The organism is Rubrivivax sp. JA1055, from assembly GCF_020966565.1.
GTDB lineage: Bacteria > Pseudomonadota > Gammaproteobacteria > Burkholderiales > Burkholderiaceae_C > Rubrivivax > Rubrivivax benzoatilyticus.
On sequence record NZ_JAJKFP010000005.1, the window covers coordinates 193,737 to 215,258 of the forward strand.

At 71.6% G+C, this 21,522-nt stretch carries 21 protein-coding genes; 9 read left to right on the top strand and 12 right to left on the bottom strand.

Annotated elements, in window-relative coordinates; all coding sequences use genetic code 11:
* The first annotated feature begins 167 nt into the window (after nucleotides 1–167).
* From LOC65_RS07605 to LOC65_RS07615, 3 genes are all read left to right on the top strand, one after another.
* Complete coding sequence (locus LOC65_RS07605; protein ID WP_164963519.1) at nucleotides 168–1,403, top strand: class I SAM-dependent RNA methyltransferase; 1,236 nt, start codon at nucleotides 168–170, stop codon at nucleotides 1,401–1,403.
* Entirely contained in the window at nucleotides 1,400–2,038 is a 639-nt protein-coding gene (locus tag LOC65_RS07610; protein WP_230247107.1) for a DsbA family oxidoreductase, read from the top strand. The genes LOC65_RS07605 and LOC65_RS07610 overlap by 4 nt, the downstream gene beginning before the upstream one ends.
* Nucleotides 2,039–2,226: 188 nt before the next feature.
* Nucleotides 2,227–2,862, top strand: coding sequence for a hypothetical protein (locus LOC65_RS07615; RefSeq protein WP_009857866.1), 636 nt, complete (start codon nucleotides 2,227–2,229; stop codon nucleotides 2,860–2,862).
* Here the strand turns inward: LOC65_RS07615 and LOC65_RS07620 are convergent.
* The 7 genes from LOC65_RS07620 to LOC65_RS07650 form a co-directional block, all read right to left on the bottom strand.
* Nucleotides 2,848–4,356, bottom strand: a complete 1,509-nt coding sequence (locus LOC65_RS07620) for an amidase (RefSeq protein ID WP_230247108.1) — start codon at nucleotides 4,354–4,356, stop codon at nucleotides 2,848–2,850. The two genes, LOC65_RS07615 and LOC65_RS07620, sit on opposite strands and share 15 nt — an antisense overlap.
* Nucleotides 4,357–4,398: 42 nt before the next feature.
* A complete protein-coding gene (locus tag LOC65_RS07625; protein WP_009857868.1) occupies nucleotides 4,399–5,127 on the bottom strand; it encodes a 16S rRNA (uracil(1498)-N(3))-methyltransferase in 729 nt (242 codons plus the stop codon).
* Nucleotides 5,128–5,176: 49 nt separating this feature from the next.
* Nucleotides 5,177–5,665: a hypothetical protein gene (locus tag LOC65_RS07630; protein WP_164963523.1), complete on the bottom strand. Its 489-nt coding sequence runs from the start codon at nucleotides 5,663–5,665 to the stop codon at nucleotides 5,177–5,179.
* Between the two features lie 51 nt (nucleotides 5,666–5,716).
* The gene (locus tag LOC65_RS07635; RefSeq protein WP_230247109.1) at nucleotides 5,717–7,384 is read right to left on the bottom strand and encodes a long-chain-fatty-acid--CoA ligase; all 1,668 of its coding nucleotides are present in this window, start codon (nucleotides 7,382–7,384) and stop codon (nucleotides 5,717–5,719) included.
* A 134-nt stretch (nucleotides 7,385–7,518) separates the two neighbouring features.
* A complete protein-coding gene (locus LOC65_RS07640) occupies nucleotides 7,519–8,940 on the bottom strand; it encodes an NAD(P)(+) transhydrogenase (Re/Si-specific) subunit beta (protein ID WP_009857871.1) in 1,422 nt (473 codons plus the stop codon).
* Nucleotides 8,937–9,254 carry an NAD(P) transhydrogenase subunit alpha gene (locus tag LOC65_RS07645; RefSeq protein ID WP_009857872.1) on the bottom strand — a complete coding sequence of 106 codons (318 nt, stop codon included), beginning with the start codon at nucleotides 9,252–9,254 and terminating at the stop codon, nucleotides 8,937–8,939. The genes LOC65_RS07640 and LOC65_RS07645 overlap by 4 nt, the downstream gene beginning before the upstream one ends.
* Nucleotides 9,255–9,265: 11 nt before the next feature.
* Nucleotides 9,266–10,396, bottom strand: a complete 1,131-nt coding sequence (locus LOC65_RS07650) for a Re/Si-specific NAD(P)(+) transhydrogenase subunit alpha (RefSeq protein WP_230247110.1) — start codon at nucleotides 10,394–10,396, stop codon at nucleotides 9,266–9,268.
* A 102-nt stretch (nucleotides 10,397–10,498) separates the two neighbouring features.
* Between LOC65_RS07650 and LOC65_RS07655 the strand changes: the two genes are divergently transcribed.
* The 3 genes from LOC65_RS07655 to LOC65_RS07665 all read left to right on the top strand — a co-directional run bounded on the left by LOC65_RS07655 (nucleotide 10,499) and on the right by LOC65_RS07665 (nucleotide 13,707).
* The gene (locus LOC65_RS07655; RefSeq protein WP_009857874.1) at nucleotides 10,499–10,996 is read left to right on the top strand and encodes an NUDIX hydrolase; all 498 of its coding nucleotides are present in this window, start codon (nucleotides 10,499–10,501) and stop codon (nucleotides 10,994–10,996) included.
* 129 nt (nucleotides 10,997–11,125) lie between these two features.
* Nucleotides 11,126–12,691, top strand: a complete 1,566-nt coding sequence (locus LOC65_RS07660) for a PAS domain-containing methyl-accepting chemotaxis protein (protein WP_009857875.1) — start codon at nucleotides 11,126–11,128, stop codon at nucleotides 12,689–12,691.
* Between the two features lie 59 nt (nucleotides 12,692–12,750).
* On the top strand, nucleotides 12,751–13,707 hold the full coding sequence (locus tag LOC65_RS07665) for a CysB family HTH-type transcriptional regulator (RefSeq protein WP_230247111.1): 957 nt from the start codon (nucleotides 12,751–12,753) through the stop codon (nucleotides 13,705–13,707).
* A gap of 48 nt (nucleotides 13,708–13,755) precedes the next feature.
* On the opposite strand, the gene LOC65_RS07670 is transcribed toward LOC65_RS07665, so the two are convergent.
* Complete coding sequence (locus LOC65_RS07670) at nucleotides 13,756–14,940, bottom strand: ATP-binding protein (protein ID WP_009857877.1); 1,185 nt, start codon at nucleotides 14,938–14,940, stop codon at nucleotides 13,756–13,758.
* 89 nt (nucleotides 14,941–15,029) lie between these two features.
* On the opposite strand from LOC65_RS07670, the gene LOC65_RS07675 reads away from it, so the two are divergent.
* A complete protein-coding gene (locus tag LOC65_RS07675; protein WP_230247112.1) occupies nucleotides 15,030–15,662 on the top strand; it encodes a cold shock and DUF1294 domain-containing protein in 633 nt (210 codons plus the stop codon).
* A gap of 10 nt (nucleotides 15,663–15,672) precedes the next feature.
* Here LOC65_RS07675 and LOC65_RS07680 read toward each other — a convergent pair whose 3' ends face one another.
* From LOC65_RS07680 to LOC65_RS07695, 4 genes are all read right to left on the bottom strand, one after another.
* Nucleotides 15,673–16,692: a sulfate/molybdate ABC transporter ATP-binding protein gene (locus LOC65_RS07680; RefSeq protein WP_230247113.1), complete on the bottom strand. Its 1,020-nt coding sequence runs from the start codon at nucleotides 16,690–16,692 to the stop codon at nucleotides 15,673–15,675.
* Entirely contained in the window at nucleotides 16,682–17,620 is a 939-nt protein-coding gene (gene cysW / locus LOC65_RS07685) for a sulfate ABC transporter permease subunit CysW (RefSeq protein WP_230247114.1), read from the bottom strand. Before cysW ends, LOC65_RS07680 begins: the two co-directional genes overlap by 11 nt.
* A 138-nt stretch (nucleotides 17,621–17,758) precedes the next feature.
* Nucleotides 17,759–18,595, bottom strand: coding sequence for a sulfate ABC transporter permease subunit CysT (cysT, locus tag LOC65_RS07690; RefSeq protein ID WP_009857881.1), 837 nt, complete (start codon nucleotides 18,593–18,595; stop codon nucleotides 17,759–17,761).
* A 176-nt stretch (nucleotides 18,596–18,771) separates the two neighbouring features.
* Nucleotides 18,772–19,785, bottom strand: a complete 1,014-nt coding sequence (locus LOC65_RS07695) for a sulfate ABC transporter substrate-binding protein (RefSeq protein ID WP_230247115.1) — start codon at nucleotides 19,783–19,785, stop codon at nucleotides 18,772–18,774.
* A 215-nt stretch (nucleotides 19,786–20,000) separates the two neighbouring features.
* Here LOC65_RS07695 and bchO point away from each other — a divergent pair, with 215 nt between their 5' ends.
* Nucleotides 20,001–20,849, top strand: coding sequence for an alpha/beta fold hydrolase BchO (bchO, locus tag LOC65_RS07700; RefSeq protein WP_009857883.1), 849 nt, complete (start codon nucleotides 20,001–20,003; stop codon nucleotides 20,847–20,849).
* A 22-nt stretch (nucleotides 20,850–20,871) separates the two neighbouring features.
* Complete coding sequence (locus LOC65_RS07705; protein WP_164963531.1) at nucleotides 20,872–21,516, top strand: histidine phosphatase family protein; 645 nt, start codon at nucleotides 20,872–20,874, stop codon at nucleotides 21,514–21,516.
* Nucleotides 21,517–21,522: the final 6 nt, after the last annotated feature.

A 21,522-nucleotide genomic window follows, 5' to 3' on the forward strand; every position in this document is an offset into this window, starting at 1 on the left:
GCCGCCGCCGCAGCTGAGGCAGCCCGGGCAGCCCGGGGTCAGGTCTTGCGAGACCTGACCCCGTCCTCCCGTCCTCCTGACCCCGTCCTCCGCGTCCTCCGCCACAACGCGCCGCCGCCGCCGCAGCTGGACTACAGTCCAGCGCTTTCGTCCGTCGCGCCGCCGTCATGACCGTCTCCCTGTTCCTTCCCTGCGCCGGTGGCGTCGAGCCGCTGCTGGCCGACGAGGCCGCCCGCATCACCGGCTGCCGCACCGAGGCCGTGCGCGGCGGCGTCTTCGTCGACGGCGACGCCCGCGCCGCGATGGCGCTGAACCTGGAAAGCCGGCTCGCCCAGCGTGTGCTGTGGCCGCTGATCGACGGCCCCTACCGCGACGAGCACGAGCTCTACGAACTCGCGCGCCGCGTGCGCTGGGACGACTGGATCACGCCGCGCCAGACGCTGCGTGTCGACGTCGCGGCGCAGCGTTCGCCGCTGAAGAGCCTGAACTTCGCGACGCTGCGCGTGAAGGACGCCGTCTGCGACCAGCTGCGCGAAACGAGCGGCGAACGCCCCAGCGTCGACACCCGCCACCCCGACCTGTCGCTGCAGCTGTACGTCGGCCCCGAGCACGCGACGCTGTACGCCGACACCTCGGGCGAGGCGCTGTTCAAGCGCGGCTGGCGCGACGAACGCGCCGGTGGCGTCAAGGGCGAGGCGCCGCTGAAGGAGACGCTGGCCGCGGCGATGCTGGCCGCCGCCGGCTGGCAGGGCCGCGAGGAGGACGGCGCGCTGCTCGACCCCTGCTGCGGCGCCGGCACGATCGCCATCGAGGCCGCGCAGATCGCCTGCGGCATCGCCCCGGGCATCAAGCGCCGTTTCGCCTTCGAGCGCCTGCTGCCCTTCCGCGACCAGCTCGGTGCCTGGCGCGAGCTGCAGCAGGCCGCGCGCGAACGTGTGCACGCGCCTGCGGTCGAGGTCTTCGCCGGCGACGTGAGCTTTCGCATGACCGACTTCGCGGCGCGCAATGCCGCCAACGCCGGCGTCGGCCAGGCCATCGCCTTCAAGACTGCCGACGCGCTGCAGCGCCCGGCGCCGGCCGAACGCGGCACGCTGATGCTCAACCCGCCGTACGGCGAGCGCATCGCGCCCAAGGGCAGCGGCAGCGCCCGCGGCGACGCGCCCGGCGGCGCGCGTGAAGGCTTCGACGGCGGCGGCTCGTCGGCCGAGTTCTTCGGCGCGCTGGCCGCGCACTGGAAACGCCGCTACGCCGGCTGGACGGCCTGGGTGCTGAGCCCGGAGATGAAGCTGCCGTCGCTGATGCGGCTGAAGGAGAGCCGGCGCGTGCCGATGTGGAACGGGCCCATCGAATGCCGGCTGTTCCGCTTCGACATGGTTGCCGGGTCCAACAAGGAGGCCGCATGAAGCGTCTGCACATCGACTTCGTCAGCGACGTCGTCTGCCCCTGGTGCGCCGTCGGCCTGGCGTCGCTGGAGCGGGCGCTCGAGAACCTGGCCGGCGAGATCGAGGCCGAGATCGAGGTCCGCCCGTTCGAGCTGAACCCCGACATGGCGCCCGAAGGCGAGGCCATCGACGAACATCTTCAGCGCAAGTACGGCGGCGCGCCCGAGCAGTTCGCCGCCGTGCGGCGCACGCTGGCCGAACGCGGCGCGGCGGTCGGCTTCGCCTTCGGCGAGCGCACGCGCATCTGGAACACCTTCGACGCCCACCGGCTGCTGCACTGGGCCGGTCTCGAAGGCCGGGCGCTGGACCTCAAGCGGGCGCTGCTCGCCGCCTACCACGGCGAAGGCCGCAACCCGAGCGACCCCGAGGTGCTGGCCCAGGTCGCGGCCGGCGTCGGGCTGAACGAGGCCCGCGCCCGCGAGGTGCTCGAACGCGGCGAGTTCGCCGACGCCGTGCACGCCGAGGAGCAGCGCTGGCTGGCGCTGGGCATCCGCTCGGTGCCGGGCGTCGTGGTCGACGAGCGCCACCTGATCTCCGGCGGCCAGCCGCCCGAGGTCTTCGAGCAGGCGCTGCGCGAGATCGCCGCCGGCCGCTGAACGGCCGGCCCGGCCGCGGCAACAACTCGCCGCGCGCCGGCGCACCGACTGCGGGCTGGGGGGTGCCCCGGGCTTCGCTGACACAGCGCAAGCGGCGGGCCGCGGTGCGGCCGAGCATGGCCTCGACGGGCCCCGCGGCGCAGTCGTCCGGCCGCCGGGCGACCGTTGTCCGCACCAGGAGATCGATCATGGCCACCCGTTTGGACCTGCTGGGCTCCGTGCCCGCACCCAACCGCACCGACCTGTTCCGGCCGCGCCCGCCGCTGCCGTTCGCCCGCCCGACGATCATCACCTTCGACGACGTGCCCGACGGCACCGTCATCGACGAGCAGTACGCCGCCAAGGGCGTGCACTTCGCGTCGATCAGCACCAGCCCGCCGCGGCGCTGGAGCAGCTACGCACGCTCGGCCTGGGGCATCGAGAGCGCACCCAACGGCGTGTCGGTGGTCGCGCCGCCGCAGCTGAGCCTGTTCGACGCCCGCCAGGGCGGCATCGAGGCGCGTTTCGACAAGCCGCAGCAATGGGTGTCGATCGACGCCCAGCCGGTGCTGCCGCCCGAGTACTTCGGCAACCCGACGGCGCGACCCTTCATCGAGGCCTACGACGCCGGCAACCGGCTGCTCGAGCGCACGCGCTACCCGCTGAACCCCGGCGACCCGGCCTGGGGCAGCTGGCAGGTGCTGATGGTGTCGGCCGGCAGCGCGGTCATCACCCGGGTCGTCATCTCCAGCGCCTGGGATGGCGGCGTCGCGGTCTACGGCCTGTTCGACCGGCTGGCTTTCGGCACCGAACGGTCGCTGCTGCCGTTCTCACTGGGCGGCTGAACCGCTGGCGATCGGCGGCAGGCGGTCGAACCAAGGCGCATCGGCCTCGAGCTCGGCCGCCAGCTGCAGCAGCGTCGCCTCGTCGCCCTGGCGGCCCATGGCCTGCACGCCCAGCGGCAGACCCTCGGGCGTGCGGTGCAGCGGCAGGCTCATCGCCGGCACGCCGGCCAGGTTGGCGAGCTGCGTGAACGGGTACGGCGCCAGGTTCTGCACGAACAGGCGCTGCACACGCGTGTCGAGCGCGCCCCAGCGCGCCAGCGGCGCGAGCAGCCCGCTGGCCAGCAGCAGGTCGGTCAACCGGGCCTCGGCCGGCGACGGCTCCAGCGCGCCGAGCGGCAGCGCCGGCCGTGCGGTCGTCGGCGTCAGCCAGACGTCGTGGGCGGTGAAGAAGGCCCCCAGCGTGCGCGCGAACCCGTTCCAGCGCGCCAGGCCGGCGGTCAGCGCCGCGCCGCCCAGGCGCTGGCCGTAGGCGGCCATCACCCGCGTCAGCGGCTCGAACTCGGTGTCGCGCGCACCCAGCGCACGCGCCTGGGCCATCACCGCCGGCACCTGGGCCGCGTAGAGCTGCAGATAACAGGCCGCGACCGCATGGCCGTCGACGGGCGGCGCGGCTTCCTCGACGTGGTGGCCCAGGGCTTCGAGCCGGCGCGCCGCGGCCTGCACCGCCGCCGCGGCCTCGGCGTCGACCGCGGTGCCCAGCGGCGAGGCCGTCGAGAACGCCACACGCAGCCGCGCCGGCGGCCGGCGCAGCGCGGCGACGAAGGGCTCGGCCGGCGCGGCGCCGGTGAACGGGTCGCCGGGCTCGGGGCCGCAGAGGATGTCCAGCGCCAGCGCGCTGTCACGCACGCTGCGCGAGATCACGCCTTCCGAACAGGCGCCGAACCAGACCTCGCCCAGACCCGGGCCGTTGGAGATGCGCCCGCGCGACGGCTTCAGCGCGAACAGCCCGCAGAACGCCGCCGGGATGCGCAGCGAGCCGCCGCCGTCGTTGCCGCCCGCCATCGGCACCACACCCGCGGCGACCGCCGCCGCCGAGCCGCCGCTGGAGCCACCGGCGTGGCGCGCCGGGTCCCAGGGGTTGCGCACGGGGCCGAAGGCGCGCGAGTCGCTGACGCCCTTGAGGCCGAACTCCGGCAGGTTGGTCTTGGCGAAGACCGTCGCGCCGGCGTCGAGCAGCCGGCGCAGCACCGCGGCGTGCACCGGCGGCACGAGGCGTTCGCCGGCGCGGCTGCCGTAGCTCGTCGGCACGCCGGCGACATCGGCGACGCTGTCCTTGACGACGAACGGCACACCGCCCAGCGGACCGGCGGCGCCGTGCGCCAGCTGGGCCTCGGCCAGCGCCGGCAGCCAGCGTGTGACGGCGTTGAGACGTGGCTGCACCCGTTCGGCCTGGGCGCGGGCCAGGTCCAGCAGCTCCTGCGGCGAGACCTCGCCGCGGCGCACCAGATCGGCCAGCGCGGTGGCGTCGTGGCGCAGGTACTCGTCGTGCCGCATCGGCGGCCATTCTGGCGGCGGCGCCGGCTGCCGCGCAGCGGGTCAGACCCGCAGCCCGGCCCAGCCCAGCACCGCCAGCGGCGCGGTGTCGGCGCGCAGCACGCGCGGGCCCAGGCCGACGGCGGCGAAGCCGGCGGCAACGGCCGCGGCCTCCTCGGCCGGCGACAGGCCGCCTTCGGGGCCGCTGAGCGTGCAGAAGCCGGCACCGGCCGGCAGCCGCTCGGCCAGCGGGCGCGCGCCGGGGCGCGGGCTCAGCAGCAGCCGGGTGCCGAGATCCTGCTCCGCGGGCAGCGCGCCCAGCCAGGCCGCCAACGGCCGCACCGGCTGGATGCGCGGCACGCGCGTGCGCCCGCACTGCTCGCAGGCGGCGACGGCCACCGCCTGCCAGTGCGCCTGCTTGCGCTCGGCACGTTCGCCGTCCAGGCGCAGCACCGACCGTTCGCAGACCAGCGGCTGGATCGCCGCGACGCCGAGCTCGGTGGCCTTCTCGACCAGCGCGTCCATGCGGTCGTTGGCCGGCATGCCGACGGCCAGCGTCGCCGCGAACGGCAGCTCGCGCTCGACGGCTTGCGGCTCGCCGACACGCACCGTGACCTCGCTGCGCCCCATCGCGACGACCTCGGCCGGCCATTCGGCGCCGCCGCCGTCGAACAGGACCAAGGCGTGGCCGGGCTGCAGCCGGCGCACCTGGACGTGGCGCGCGGCGCCGGGCGGCAGCGCCAGCGTGCTGCCGGCGGCCAGGGGAATGTCGAGATAAAGACGGGTGCTCATCGCGGCGCGCAGTGTGCCGCAAGCCGCCCCCGGCGCGCCGCCCCGTTGCTCAGGGCGCGCCGCCGAGGCGGCGGCAGAAGGCCAGCGCCGCAGCCTCGCCGTCGGCGGCCTCGAGCTCGTCGACGAAACGCAGCGCGAGCTGGCGAAGCTCGTCCAGGCCCTGGCTGCGCTCGACGTCGAGCACCATGCGGTAGCCCTTGACGAGGCCCAGCCGCGAGCGGGCCTCGGAGGTCAGCAGGTCGTACAGCACCCGCGGCTCGGCGCCGGCCAGCGCGGCCTGCGCCGCGCCCCGCGCCCGCGAGACGGCCGCCGCAGCGGCCGCCAGACGCGGCGGCGGGCTGCTCTCGGCGACGTAGCCGAGCGCGATCAGGCGCTCCAGGTCGGCCGGTTCGGCGCCGGCGACGGCGGCCAGCCACTGCTCGGCCGGCCGCGAGGGGTCGACGATCAGCAGCAGGTTGCGCGCGGCGCGAGAGAGCTGGCCGTCGCGGGAGCGGATGGCCTCGCGCCCGGCGTCGGTGCGCTGCAGGCGCACGCTCATGCGCGGCCCCGGCGGGCGCAGGCGCCCGTGCGGCGGTCGGCGCCCATGGCGTCAGCCGCGCAGTTCGCGCCGCAGGATCTTGCCGACCGGGGTCTTGGGCAGGTCGGTGCGGAACTCGACCACCTTCGGCCGCTTGTAGCCGGTGAGGTTGGCCTCGCAATAGGCCCGCACGTCGGCCTCGGTGACCGCCGGGTCCTTCTTGACGATGACCACCTTCACGGCCTCGCCGGCCTTGGCGTCGGGCACGCCGACGGCGGCGCACTCGAGCACGCCGGGCATCTGCGTGATGACGTCCTCGACCTCGTTCGGGTACACGTTGAAGCCCGAGACCAGGATCATGTCCTTCTTGCGGTCGACGATGCGGAAGTAGCCGCGTTCGTCGACCAGGCCGACGTCACCGGTGCGGAAGAAACCGTCGGCGGTCATCACCTTGGCGGTCTCGTCGGGGCGCTGCCAGTAGCCGGCCATGACCTGCGGGCCCTTGATCGCGATCTCGCCGGCGACACCGGGCGGCACCTCGTGGCCGTCGTCGTCGAGCAGGCAGACCTCGGTGGACGGCAGCGGCAGGCCGATGGCGCCGCTGTAGGCGTCGGTGTCGACCGGGTTGCAGGTCGCCGACGGGCTGGTCTCCGACAGGCCGTAGCCTTCGCAGATCGGGCAGCCGGTCTTCTCCAGCCAGAGCTTGGCGGTCGCGTGCTGCACCGCCATGCCGCCGCCGATGCTGATCTTCAGGTGGCTCCAGTCGACCTTGTCGAAGTCCGGGTGGTTGGCCAGCGCGTTGAACAGCGTGTTGACCGCCGGGAAGCTGTGGAAACGGTGCTTGGACAGCTCCTTCAGCGTCGACGGGAAGTCGCGTGCGTTGGGGATCAGGATGTTGCAGCCGCCGGTGCGCATCGACAGCATCATGTTCGCCGTGAAGCCGAAGATGTGATAGAGCGGCAGCGCGCAGACGGTGACGACCTGCTCGCCGGCCGGGATCCTCTTCAGCGCCGGCTGGTACCAGGCCTCGGACTGCAGCACGTTGGCCACCAGGTTGCGGTGCAGCAGGATCGCGCCCTTGCTGACGCCGGTGGTGCCGCCGGTGTACTGCAGCACGGCGATGTCGTCGGGGCCGATCTTGCCCGTCGCCAGCGGCTTGTTGCGGCCGCGCGCCAGCGCGTCGGGGAAACGCACCGCGCCCGGGATGTCCCAGGCCGGCACCATCTTCTTCACCTTGCGCACGACGTGGTTGACGATCGCGCCCTTGATCAGGCCGAGCATGTCGCCCATCGCGGCGACGATCACCTTCTTCGTCGGCACCGCCTCGTAGACCTTCTGCAGCGTGGCGGCGAAGGTCTCGAGGATGACGATGGCCTTGGCGCCGGAGTCCTTGAGCTGGTGCTCCAGTTCACGCGGCGTGTACAGCGGGTTGACGTTGACGATGACGTAGCCGGCCCGCAGGATGGCCGCGACGGCCACCGGGTACTGCGGCACGTTGGGCATCATGATCGCGACGCGGTCACCGCGTGCCAGCCCCAGCGACTGCAGGTAGGCGGCAAAGGCGCGCGAGAGCTCGTCGACCTCGCCGAAGCTCACGGTGCGACCCATGAACTTGTACGCGGGCAGCTCGCGATACTTGCCGAAGCTTTCCTCGAGCAACGCGACCAGCGACGGGTACAGCTCGGCGCTCACTTCGGCGGGCACGCCCGCCGGGTACTGCTTCAGCCAGATCTTCTCCATGCACCTTTTCTCCGTGGAACGCGGGATTCTGTCGGCTGCCTTACGTCCGCGTCATCCGGGATTCCGAGCAGGCACGCCTGCCCCGGGAGGTGCTGCACGCGCCGGCCTCGGGGCGGGGCCGGCGCGCAGGGCCGTCACTCGACGGCCTTGACCATCTCCTCGACGACCTTCTTCGCGTCGCCGAAGACCATCATGGTCTTGTCCATGTAGAACAGCTCGTTGTCCAGGCCGGCGTAGCCGCTGGCCATCGAACGCTTGTTCACGATGACGGTCTTGGCCTTGTAGGCCTCGAGGATCGGCATGCCGTAGATCGGGCTGCCCTTGACGTGCGCCGCCGGGTTCACGACGTCGTTGGCGCCGAGGATGATCGCCACGTCGGCCTGGCCGAACTCGGCGTTGATGTCTTCCATCTCGAAGACCTGGTCGTACGGCACCTCGGCCTCGGCCAGCAGCACGTTCATGTGCCCCGGCATGCGGCCCGCCACCGGGTGGATGGCGTACTTCACCGTCACGCCCTTCTCGGTGAGCTTGGCCGCCAGCTCCTTCACCGCGTGCTGGGCGCGCGCCACCGCCAGGCCGTAGCCCGGGACGATGATCACCGTCTCGGCATTGCCGAGGATGAAGGCCGCGTCGTCGGCGCTGCCGCTCTTGACGCTGCGCTGTGCCTGGCCGCCCGCCGCCGCCGTCGAGCCTTCGCCGCCGAAGCCGCCCAGGATGACGTTGAAGAACGAGCGGTTCATCGCCTTGCACATGATGTAGCTGAGGATCGCCCCCGAGCTGCCCACCAGCGAGCCGGCGATGATCAGCATGCTGTTGTTCAGGCTGAAGCCGATGCCCGCCGCCGCCCAGCCCGAGTAGCTGTTGAGCATCGACACCACGACCGGCATGTCGGCGCCGCCGATCGGGATGATGATCAGCACGCCCAGCACGAAGGCCAGCGCCAGCATCGCGAAGAACGCCGGCCAGCTCTCGGTGGCCGCGAAGGCCAGGCCCAGGCCGACCGTCGACAGCCCCAGCACCAGGTTCAGCATGTGCTGGCCGCTGAAGGTCACCGGCGCGCCCTGGAACAGGCGGAACTTGTACTTGCCGCTGAGCTTGCCGAAGGCGATGACCGAGCCGCTGAAGGTGATCGCGCCGATGGCCGCACCCAGGAACAGCTCGATGCGGTTGCCGACCGGGATCGGCTCGCCGCGGTTGATGATGCCGAAGGCCCAGGGCTCGGCGACCACCGCGACGGCGATGAACACCGCGGCCAGGCCGATCATGCTGTGCATGAAGGCCACCAGCTCGGGCATCTTCGTCATCTCGACGCGGTTGGCCATCAGCGTGCCGGCGCCGCCGCCGATCACGAGGCCCAGCAGCACCCAGCCCAGGCCCAGCGGCGAACCGGCGAGCTTGACGATGAGCGCCGCGGTGGTCAGCACGGCGATGGTCATGCCGACCATGCCGAAGACGTTGCCGCGGATCGAGGTCGTCGGGTGCGACAGGCCCTTCAGCGCCTGGATGAAGCAGATGCTGGCGACGAGGTAGAGCAGCGTGACGAGATTCAGGCTCACTTCTTGGCCTCCGCCGCCGGCTTGCGGTCCTTCTTCTTGAACATCTCCAGCATCCGCCGCGTGACCAGGAAGCCGCCGAAGACGTTGACCGCGCACAGCGCGACGGCCAGCACGCCCATGGTCTTGCCCAGGTCGGTCTCGGTCAGCGCTGCCGCCAGCATCGCGCCGACGATGACGATCGCCGAGATCGCGTTCGTCACCGCCATCAGCGGCGTGTGCAGCGCGGGCGTCACGTTCCACACCACGTGGTAGCCGACGTAGATCGCCAGCGCGAAGATGATCAGGTTCGTGACGGTCGGGCTCACGATTTCCATCGCCGCCTCCTTCAGTTCTTCTTCAGTTCGCCGCCCTGCGCCATCAGGCAGGCGAGCACGATGTCGTCGTCGGCCGGCACGTGCAGCGTGCCTTCCTTGGTGATGACGAGCTTCAGGAAATCGAGCACGTTGCGCGCGTACAGGCTGGAGCTGTCCGCCGCGACGAGCGCCGGCAGGTTGGTCTCGCCGATGATCGTCACGCCGTGCTTGTTCACCGTCTTGCCGGCCTCGGTCAGCGGGCAGTTGCCGCCGACGCCGTCGGCGCCACGGCCGGCGGCCATGTCGACGATCACCGAGCCCGGCTTCATGCTCCTGACCATGTCCTCGGTGACGAGCACCGGCGCCGCGCGGCCCGGGATCAGCGCCGTCGAGATGACGATGTCGGCCTGCGCGACGCGCTTGGCGACCTCGACCTTCTGGCGGTCCAGCCAGCTCTGCGGCATCGGGCGGGCGTAGCCGCCGACACCTTCGGCGACTTCCTTCTCCTCGGGCGTCTCGTAGGGCACCTCGATGAACTTGGCGCCCAGCGACTCGACCTGCTCCTTGACGCTCGGACGCACGTCGGAGGCCTCGATGACCGCGCCCAGGCGCTTGGCCGTGGCGATGGCCTGCAGCCCGGCGACGCCGACGCCGAGGATGACGACACGCGCGGCCTTGATCGTGCCGGCGGCGGTCATCAGCATCGGGAACAGGCGCTGGTACTTGTCGGCGGCCATCATCACGGCCTTGTAGCCGCCGATGTTGGCCTGGCTGGACAGCACGTCCATGCTCTGCGCCCGCGTCGTGCGCGGCGCGGCCTCGAGCGCGAAGGCGGTCAGGCCGGCCGAGGCCAGGGCCTGCAGCCCAGGCTTGTCGAACGGGTTCAGCATGCCGACCAGCGTCGTGCCCGGCTTCATCAGCGCGAGCTCCTGCGCATCCGGGCTGCGCACCTTGAGCACCAGCTCGCAGCCGAACGCCGTCGCACGGTCGCAGATCTCCGCGCCGACGGCCGCGTAGGCCTCGTCCGGCGCGCTCGCCGCCACGCCCGCGCCGCTCTGCACCTTCACGGTGTGGCCTTGCGCCTTCAGTTTCTTCGCCGTCTCTGGCGTGACGGCGACACGCGTCTCGCCCTGCGCCGTCTCCAGCGGCACCCCGATCAGCATGGGGATCTCCTAACCTACGTTGGTGAATTGGCCGCCGCGGGCGTCTGGTGCCGGCGCCCGGGGGCGTCGGAAGCTACCACAAGTCGCCGCTACGATCCGCCGATGCCGAGCACCCGCTGGACCCCCTTCGTCACCGTGGCCGCCGTCGTCGAGCACGACGGACGCTATCTGCTCGTCGAGGAGCAGACGCCCGACGGCCTGCGCCTGAACAACCCGGCCGGGCACCTCGAGTGCGGCGAGTCGCCGCTCGAGGCGGTGGTGCGCGAGACGCTCGAGGAGACCGCACGCGCCTTCACGCCCGAGGCGCTCCTCGGGCTGTACCTGTCGCGGTTCACGCCGCGGCCCGGTGACGACCGCACCTATCTGCGCATCGCCTACGCCGGGCGCGTCGGCGAGCCGCTGCCGGGCCGGGCGCTGGACAGCGGCATCGTGCGCACGCTGTGGCTGACGGCCGACGAGATCCGCGCCCAGGCCGCGCGGCTGCGCAGCCCGCTGGCGCTGCAGTGCATCGAGGACCACCTCGCCGGGCGGCGCCTGCCGCTGGACGGCGTGTACAGCCATCCCAGCCTGTGGAACGGCGCGGACCCCGTTTTGCGCTAGGACAAATCCCCGGACGCACAAGCTCAAGCTGGCGACAGGCGCGTCGATAGCCCGGGATGTCCTGGACAGTGTTCGCCCAACGCAGGCGGCACAAGGCCTCCGTCAACGCCTAGACCAGAATAAGCCAACATGCGCCAGAACCTGCCCGTGACCCAGCGCGAGCACCCGTTCCCGGACGGCACGACGTTGATGTCGATGACCGATCCGCGCGGCAAGATCACCTACGCCAACGCGGCGTTCGTGGCGATCTCGGGCTACAGCCGGGAGGAGCTCGTCGGCAAGGCGCACAACATCGTGCGCCACCCCGACGTGCCGCCGGCGGCCTTCGCCGACATGTGGGCGACGCTGAAGTCCGGCCAGGCCTGGACCGGCATCGTCAAGAACCGGCGCAAGAACGGCGACCACTACTGGGTGCGCGCCAACGTCGCGCCGATCGTGCGCGACGGCCGCATCGTCGGCCACCTGTCGGTGCGCACGCGGCCGACGCCCGAGGAGATCCAGGGCGCGGAGGCGCTGTACCAGGAGATCCGCGAAGGCCGCGCCAAGGGCCTGGCGATCGAGGCCGGCCTGCTGGTGCGAACCGGCGTCGGCAGGCTGCTGTCGCTGCGCCAGCGCATGTCGCTGGCCTGGCGCGTGCGGCTGGGCGTGATGGTGGCGGCGCTGCCGGCGGTGGCTGCCGCGGCGGTGGCCGGCGCTCCGGCCGAGGTGCTCGCCGCCGTGGCTGCCGCCGCGGGCGTCGGCGGCCTGGCCGGCGGGCTGTGGCTGCGCCAGCAGGTCACGCAGCCGATCCGTGTCGCCGCCGAGCAGGCGCTGAAGGTCGCCACCGGCCAGCCCGGCAGCACGCAGCTGCTGGACCGCGCCGACGACGTCGGCATGCTGCTGCGCTCGGTGAACCAGGCCGGCCTGAACCTGCGCTCGCTGGTCGACGACGTCGCGCAGCAGGTCGACGGCCTGGGCAACGCCAGCCGCGAGATCGCCGCCGGCAACCTCGACCTGTCGCAGCGCACCGAGCAGACCGCCGCCAGCCTGCAGCAGGCCGCGGCGTCGATGCAGCAGATGACCGGCAACGTGCGCCAGACGGCCGACAGCGCCGCCTCCGCGCACGACCTGGCCGAGGAGGCCACCGCCGCGGCCGCGCACGGCGGCCAGGCCGTCGGCCAGATGGTGGCCACGATGACCGAGATCAGCGGCAGCTCGGCGCGCATCGGCGAGATCGTCGGCGTCATCGACGGCATCGCCTTCCAGACCAACCTGCTGGCGCTGAACGCCGCGGTGGAGGCCGCACGCGCCGGCGAACAGGGCCGCGGCTTCGCCGTCGTGGCCGGCGAGGTGCGCGCGCTGGCCAAACGCTCGGCTGACGCGGCACGCGAGATCAAGCGCCTGATCACCGAGTCGCAGGAACGCGTGGAGGCCGGCAACCGCCAGGCCGGCGACACCGGCGCGGCGATGGAGCGCCTGGTGCAGCAGGTGCACCGCGTCGGCGACCTGCTGGCCGAGATCAGCGCCGCCGCACGCGAGCAGAGCGAAGGCATCGGCCAGGTCAACGTGGCCGTCAACGAGCTCGACCGCTCGACACAGCAGAACGCCGCGCTCGTCGAGGAGACGGCCGCCGCCGCCGCCAGCCTGCGCCAGCAGGCGGTGGCGCTGTCGGAGGCGGTGGCGGTGTTCGACCACGGCTCGGCCGCCCGCAGCTGAAGGGGCGCGTGGCGCGCCGGCGGCGCGAATAATCGCCGCGTTCCTTCCAGGAGGCCGGCGTGAACTTCCAGCAGCTGCGGTCGGTGCGCGAGACGGTGCGCCGGGGCTTCAACCTCACCGAGGTGGCGCAGGTGCTGCACACCTCGCAGCCCGGCGTGAGCCGCCAGATCCGCGAGCTGGAGACCGAGCTCGGCGTCGACATCTTCGTGCGCGCCGGCAAGCGGCTGACCGGGCTGACGGCGCCGGGTGCGACCATTCTGCCGATCGTCGAGCGCCTGCTGCAGGAGGCCGACAACCTCAAGCGCGCCGGCGACGACTACGCGGGGCAGGGCAAGGGCACGCTGGTCATCGCCGCGACGCACTCGCAGGCGCGCTACGCGCTGCCGACGGCGGTGCGCGACTTCCGCGCCACCCACCCCGACGTGCAGCTGCGCCTGCACCAGGGCTCGCCGCAGCAGGTGGCCGAGCTGCTGCTCGAAGGCGAGGCCGACCTGGGTGTGGCCACCGCGCTGATCGCCACCTGCCCGGACCTGGTCGCGCTGCCCTGCTACCGCTGGACGCACTCGGTCGTCGTGCCGGCGGGGCACGTGCTCGCGCAGGAGGCCGAACGCGGCGTGCCGCTGACGCTGGAGCGGCTGGCGGAGTTCCCGCTGATCACCTACGAACCCGGCTACACCGGCCGCAGCCAGATCGACGAGGCCTTCAGCCAGAAGGGACTGGTGCTGGACCTGGTGCTGTCGGCAATGGACGCCGACGTCATCAAGACCTACGTCGAGCTGGGCATGGGCGTGGGCATCATCGCCGCGATGGCCTGGGACGAGCAGCGCGACCCGGGGCTGCGCGCGATCGACGCGCGCCACCTGTTCGCCACCAACATGACGCACGTCGGCCTGCGCCGTGGCGCCTACCTGCGCGACTACGTCTACGACTTCATCCGCACTTTCGCGGCACCGCTGGACCGGGCGCTCGTCGACCGGGCGCTGGCGGCGCCGGCGGGGGTGGTGGTGGAGCCGTGAGCGTCGTGACGGCGATGCGCCCGGTGCGGGCCACCGGCGCGGCAGCGATCAATCGCCGGCAGCGTTCTTGACGTAGTTGCGAACCAGGTATTCCTCGAACATCGGCACCGTGAATGCGATATCGCCATGCGATGGGCTGTAGATCATTCCCTTGCTGATGATCTGTGACCGGCGCGGGCCGAGACTTTGGTGCGTCTCCTTCAATGCGGCCGCGACATCGGACGATCGATAAGGCCCTGACCCGAGTTTGGCCATCGCAATCACGTATTCCCGTTCCTTCGGCGTCAAGCGGTCGAAGCGCACCTTGAAGAATCCGTCGTCGAGGCGCTTCGTCGCCGCACCTGCCGCCCGCACGGCGTCAGCCAGCGTGATGGGCGATCTCTCGGCGATGTTCCAGCATTGGTATCCCCATTCCTGCAGAAAGTACGGGTAGCCTTTGGTTTTCGCCACGATCTCGTGCAGCGCTTCGTTCTCGATGCGCTCGCCCTCGTCTTCGATCGGCTGCCGGATCGCACTTTCAGCATCCTCGTTCCCGAGGGCACCCACCGCGGGATAGTGAAACAGGCGCTCGGCGTAGGACTTTGCGTCCCCGGACAGTGCCGCGACTTGCGGCAACCCCGCACCAAAGAACAGCACCGGCAATTCGCGCTGATTGGCCTTGTGCAGGGCGACGATCAGCGCCGCCAGGTCCGAGGAACGAAGGTATTGCACCTCGTCGATCAGCAGAGTCCACGCCTTGCCTGCGGCCCTCGCGGTCTCGCCAACCCGCACGAACAGCTCCGGCAGGTCCGCCTCCAGATCGCCGCTGTCGGCAACACCGACTTCCGGGTCGACCGATATCGAGATCTCGCCATAGGTGAGCTTGAACGCCGCAGAAAATGAGCGCAGAGCCCGCAGTGCCTGATGCGCCTTGGCCTTGGCATTCTCGGCAGCGGAGAGCTTTCGGACGGCTTGGTTGATCTTCGGGACGAGAAGCTCGCTCAGCGCCTTGCCCTCCGGCGCCTCGATCGCCGAGGTGATGTGGCCGGCAGACTCGGCCATCTCCTCGATCTTGTTGAGCAGGACCGTCTTGCCCACCCCTCGGAGGCCGAGCAGCATTTGCGACCGGCTCGACTTCCCGAGCAGCGCTCTCTGGATGGCGGTCCGGGCGTCTTGAAGAATGCCCTCCCGTCCCGCCAACTCGGGGGGACGGCTTCCAGCGCCAGGCGCAAACGGGTTGCGGACCGGGTCCATGATGACTCCTTGCGAACGGCCTCTATTGATTTCTAACCTAGTCTATGACCAAGAGGCTAGACTTTGCTAGCTTCAGCTAGATCTCGGCCATGGCTTCTTCCCTCATCCGTTTCGACGGCAAGCTCACCCGCTGGAACGACGACCGCGGCTTCGGGACCATCGAGTCCACCCAGGGCGGCGAACCGATCTTCATGCACATCTCGGAATGGCCCCGGGACGCGCCGCGGCCACGCGTCGACCAGCGGGTGTCGTTCGAGATCGAGCAGGGGCCCAAGGGCAAGCGGGCGACCAGGATCCAGCCGCTCGTGCCACGCAGAACAGCGGCACGCGCCGCGCGGCCGGGGCCGGCCGCCTGGGGCACGGCCACGCTGTTCGTGATCCCCGCCTTCCTGCTGCTGTACCTGGGCCTGTCGGTGCTCTGGCGGCTGCCGCTGTGGGTCGGCGGGCTGTACCTCGGCGCCAGCGTCGTCGCCTTCCTGGCCTACGCGCAGGACAAGTCGGCCGCCGAGCGCGGCGCCTGGCGCACGCCGGAGAGCACGCTGCACACGCTGGCGCTGCTCGGCGGCTGGCCGGGCGCGCTGCTGGCGCAGCAGTGGCTGCGTCACAAGTCGAGCAAGCCGGCCTTCCGCCGCGTGTTCTGGGCGACGGTGATGCTCAACGTGGCGGCGCTGGCGGTGCTCGGTTCGCCGCTGGGTGCGGCGCTCGCCGGCGCCGCAGGCTGAGCCGCTGCGCCTAAACGCTCCCCGCCACGAAGCGCGTCACGCGCCGCGGCCGCAGGTGGTAGTGGCCGCCGACGGCCAGCCCCAGGCGCTCGCGCAGCGCGACGTAGTCGGCGCGCAGCATCTCGACGTCGACGAAGCCGCCGTCGTCGCCACGGCGGAACTCCAGCCGCGTGTGCGCACCCACCGTCAGCGTGTGCGCCAGCGTCGCCGGCAGCGCGTCGGGCGCGGCGTCGGCCAGGATGTCCAGCTCGTGCGGGCGCACGTAGCCGGTCTCGCCGTCGGGCACGCCGAAGCGGCCGCGGAACAGGTTCACGTCGCCGAGGAACTGCAGCACGAACGGCGTCGCCGGGTGGTCGTAGACCTGGTCGGGCGCGCCTTCCTGCTCGATGCGGCCGGCGTTCATCACGACGACGCGGTCGGCGACTTCCATCGCCTCCTCCTGGTCGTGGGTGACGAAGACGCTGGTCACGTGCACCTCGTCGTGCAGCCGGCGCAGCCAGCGGCGCAGCTCCTTGCGCACCTTGGCGTCGAGCGCGCCGAAAGGCTCGTCGAGCAGCAGCACCTTCGGCTCGACGGCCAGCGCCCGCGCCAGCGCCACCCGCTGGCGCTGGCCGCCGGAGAGCTGGTGCGGGTAGCGGTCGAGCAGCGGGCCCAGCTGCACGAGTTCCAGCAGCTCGGTCACCTTGCGCCGGATCGTCGCGTCGTCCGGGCGCCGGTGCTTGGGCCGCACGCGCAGGCCGAAGGCGACGTTCTCGAAGATCGTCATGTGACCGAACAGCGCGTAGTGCTGGAAGACGAAGCCGACGTTGCGCTCGCGCACGTCGGTGTTCGTCGCGTCCTCGCCGTGGAAGTGCACGCTGCCGGCGTCCGGCACCTCGAGCCCGGCGATGATGCGCAGCAGCGTCGTCTTGCCCGAGCCCGAGGGGCCCAGCAGCGCGACCAGCTCGCCGGACGGGATGTCGAGGTTGAGGTCGTCGCAGACGACCGTGCTGCCGAAACGCTTCTTCAGGTTGCGGACTTCAATGCTCACCGGCAGCTCCCTTCATCGTCGCCTTCACGCGCTGCTCGACGGCGTACTTCAGCACCAGCGTGACCAGCGCCAGCGCCGCGAGCAGCGACGCGACCGCGAAGGCGGCGGCGAACTGGTATTCGTTGTAGAGGATCTCGATGTGCAGCGGCATCGTGTTCGTCTCGCCGCGGATGTGGCCGCTGACGACGCTCACCGCGCCGAACTCGCCCATCGCCCGCGCGTTGCAGAGGATCACGCCGTAGAGCAGCGCCCACTTCACGTTGGGCAGCGTCACGCGGCGGAAGATCTGCCAGCCGCCGGCCCCCAGCACACGCGCCGCCTCCTCCTGCTCGACGCCCTGGGCCTGCATCAGCGGGATCAGCTCGCGCGCGATGAACGGGAAGGTCACGAAGACGGTGGCCAGCACGATGCCCGGCACGGCGAAGATGACCTTCAGGTCGTGCTCGCGCAGCCAGCCGCCAAACCAGCCTTGCATGCCGAAGACGAGCACGTAGATCAGGCCGGCGATCACCGGGCTCACCGAGAACGGCAGGTCGATCAGCGTCAGCAGCAGGCTCTTGCCGCGGAAGTCGAACTTGGCGATGCACCAGGCCGCGGCGATGCCGAAGACAAGGTTCAGCGGCACGCTGATCGCCGCGGCCACCAGCGTCAACTTGATCGCCGCGAGCGCGTCGGGCTCGACGATCGCCGCCAGGTAGACGTCCCAGCCCTTCTTCAGCGCCTCGTGGAAGACGGTGGCCAGCGGCACGAACAGGAACAGCGTCAGGAACACCAGCGCGGTGCCGATCAGCAGCCGGCGCACCCAGGCCGGCTCCTCGGTAGGCCCCAGGCGGCGCTCGACGGCCGGGGCGGCCACCGGCCAGGGCTCCGTCTTGCGCCGCACGACGGCGCGCCAGCCGCCACGCAGCCGGGTCGTCGTCGTGTTCATTGGGGCACCCTACGGCCTGCGGCCGGTCCCGCCAGGCGGGAATGAGCCCCGGACAAGTCCTGAGGTCTCATTGGGGCACCCTTCGGCCTGCGGCCGGTCCCGCCTGGCGGGAATGAGCCCCGGACAAGTCCTGAGGTCTCATACCCCCCCCTGCCGCTTGCGCGCCCAGGCCTGCAGCGCGTTGATGACGAGCAGCAGCGCGAAGGACACGGTCAGCATCACCACCGCCACCGCGGTGGCGCCGGCGTAGTCGTACTGCTCGAGCTTGGTGATGATGATCAGCGGCGTGATCTCGCTGACCATCGGCATGTTGCCGGCGATGAAGATCACCGAGCCGTACTCGCCCAGCGCACGCGCGAAGGCCAGCGCGAAGCCGGTCAGCAGCGCCGGCATGACGATCGGCAGCACGACCCGGGTCGCCGTCTGCCAGCGTGTCGCGCCCAGCGTCGCGGCGGCTTCCTCGAACTCGCGGTTCACGTCCTCCAGCACCGGCTGCACGGTGCGCACGACGAAGGGCAGGCCGATGAACACGAGCGCCACGAACACGCCCACCGGCGTGAACGCCACCTTGAACGGCAGCCACTGGCCGATGAGCCCGTTGCCGGCGTAGATCGCCGTCAGCGCGATGCCGGCGACCGCGGTCGGCAGCGCGAACGGCAGGTCCACCAGCGCGTCGACGAAACGCCGCCCCGGGAAGCGGTAGCGCACCAGCACCCAGGCCACCAGCATGCCGAACACGGCGTTGACCAGCGCCGCCGCCAGCGAGGCGCCGAAGGTCAGCCGGTACGAGGCGACGACACGCGGCGACATCGTCGCCGCGACGAAGGCGTCCCAGCTCAGCGTCGCGGTCTTCAGGAAGGCCGCCGACAGCGGGATCAGCACGATCAGGCAGACGTAGAACAGCGCGAAGCCGAACGCGAGATCGAAGCCGGGCAGGACGGTGTGGCGGCGCAGCAGCGCGCGGGAGAACGGCATCAGGCCTCCACGCGCCGTGCCGTTCGGCCGCGCTTCATCGGTTTGCTCATGCTGGCGAGGGGAATGCAAAGGCCGACGCATCGTAGGCAGCGGCCGTGCGCGGCCTACGAAGCGTTTCGAGGATCGTTATGCGGCCGCCGTCTGTGCCTGCGCACGCCGGCGGCGGCCGGCGGCGGTCAGCGGCGCACGTAGACCTGGTCGAAGGTGCCGCCGTCGCCGAAGTGGGTCTTCTGCGCCTTGGCCCAGCCGCCGAAGACCTGGTCGATCGTGAACAGCGTGACCTTGGGGAACTGGCCCGCGTACTTGGCCGCGACCTTCGGGTCGGTGGGCCGGTAGTAGTTCTGGCCGGCGAGGTCCTGGCCCTCGGGCGAGTACAGGTACTCGAGATAGGCCTGGGCGACGGCGCGTGTGCCCTTGCGGTCGACGACCTTGTCGACCACGGCCACCGGCGGCTCGGCCAGGATGGACAGCGAGGGCGCGACGATGTCGAACTTGTCCGGGCCCAGCTCCTTCAGCGCCAGCAGCGCCTCGTTCTCCCAGGCCAGCAGCACGTCGCCGACACCGCGTTCGACGAAGGTGGTGGTCGAGCCGCGCGCGCCGCTGTCGAGCACCGGCACGTTGGCGAGGACCTTGCCGACGAACTCCTGCGCCTTGGCCTCGGAGCCGTACTTCTTCAGCGCGTAGCCCCAGGCGGCGAGGTAGTTCCAGCGCGCGCCGCCGGAGGTCTTGGGGTTGGGCGTGATGACGCCGATGCCGGGCTTGGCCAGGTCGTCCCAGTCCTTGATGCCCTTCGGGTTGCCCTTGCGCACCAGGAACACGATCGTCGAGGTGTACGGCGCGCTGTTGTGCTTCAGGCGCTTCTGCCAGTCCGGCGCCAGCAGCCCGGCCTTGGCGGCGATCTCGTCGATGTCGTAGGCCAGCGCCAGCGTGACGACGTCGGCGTCCAGGCCGTCGATGACCGACCGCGCCTGCTTGCCCGAGCCGCCGTGCGACTGCTTGATCGTCACGTTGTCGCCGGTCCTGGCCTTCCAGTGCGCGGCGAACGCCTTGTTGAAGTCCTGGTAGAGCTCGCGCGTCGGGTCGTAGGAGACGTTCAGCAGCGTCACGTCCTTGGCCCAGGCGCCGGCGGTGGCGATGGCCAGCGTGGCGGCGGCCAGCGTGGCGCGCCAGGGGAAGCGGGTGGTGTTCATGCGGTATCCGTTCGGTCGGGGATGCGATGCATGCTAGGAACGAGCAAGACGCCGAAGAACGAATGAAATCGCCGATCCTTATGCGGTTTGCGGCCACCCCGGGGCCTCGGCAGCCGGCTTGCGCGGCGTGAAGCGGCCGGGTGCGGCGGGCGGCTATGCTCGGCCGCCATGCCCCGCCCCGTCTTCGGCCCGCCTACCGTGCGCGGGTGCCCCCGATGAGCCTGCCGCCCCCCGACTGGCCGCTGCGCGAGTTCAGCCGCTCGGTGCGCACCGGCGAGGTCGACTGGCACGTGCAGGTCGCCGGCCGCGGCCCGGTGATCCTGCTGCTGCACGGCTCCGGCGGCTCCTCGCACTCGTTCGCCGGCATGCTGCCGCACCTGGTGGCGCACGGCACCGTCGTCGCGCCCGACCTGCCGGGCCACGGCTTCACGACCGGCGCCCGTTTCGACGCGCTGACGCTGCCACGGCTGCGCGAGGCCATCGCCTCGCTGCTGCAGGCGCTGGAGCTGCCGCGCCCGGCGCTGGTGGCCGGGCACTCGGCCGGCGCCGCGCTGGCGCTGCGCTGGGCGCTGGACGCGCCGCGGCCACCGAAGGCGGTGCTGGGCTTCGCGCCGTCGCTGGTGCCGCCGCCGGCCTATTACATGCAGTGGATGGCGCCGCTGGTGCACCCGTTCGCGACCTCGGCGCCGGTGACCTCGATGCTGGCCTGGGCCGTGGGCCCCACCGGCATGCTCGACTGGCTGCTCGACTCCACCGGCAGCAAGCTGCCCGAGGCCGAACGCCGCCTCTACCGCACGCTGTTCGCGCAGCCGACCCACGTGCGCGGCGCGATGAGCTTCATGGCCGCCGCCGACCTGCCGTCGCTGCTGCCCGGCTGCGCCGCGCTGCCCTGCCCGACGGCCTTCGTGCTCGGCCGCGAGGACGGCTGGATCCGCGAGCGCCCGCTGCGCCGCGTGCTGCAGCGCCACCTGCCGCAGGCCGAGGTGCAGACCTGGCCCGGCGGCCATCTGCTGCACGAGCAGAGCCCCGAACGCGCCGCCCAACGCCTCATCGAACTGCTCTGAGCCGGCGGCATACTCGCCGCCGATGACCGAATTCCTCTTCATCCGCCACGGCGAGACCGACTGGAACCGCCAGCAGCGTTTCCAGGGCCGCATCGACGTGCCGCTCAACTCCACCGGCCGGCTGCAGGCCGAACGCCTCGCCGAGCGCCTGGCGCCGGAAGTGGTGGCCGCGCTCTACGCCAGCGACCTGACGCGGGCGATGCAGACCGCCGAGCCGCTGGCGCGCACCTGGAAGCTGGGCACGCGCCCTGAGCCCGGGCTGCGCGAGCAGGGCTTCGGCATCCTCGAAGGCCTGGACGTGCCGACGATCCGGCTGGAGCACGCCGAGCTCTGGGCGCGCTGGACCGAACGCCGCGCCGACTTCGCGCTGCCCGGCGGCGAGAGCGTGCGCGACTTCAGCGCCCGCGTGCTCGACGCCGTCGCCCGCCTGGCGAGGGTGCACGTTGGCGAACGTGTCGCCGTCGTCACGCACGGCGGCGTGCTCGACATGCTGTGGCGCCATGCACGCGCCGAGCCGCTGGACGGCGCACGCGCCTGCCCGATCCCGAACACCGGCCTGAACCGCCTGCGCTGGCGCGACGGTGCGCTGGAGATCGAGAACTGGGGCGACGACGCCCACCTCGCCGACCTGCCGGGAACGGCACCGGTCACGCCGCTGGCGCGCTGAAGGCGC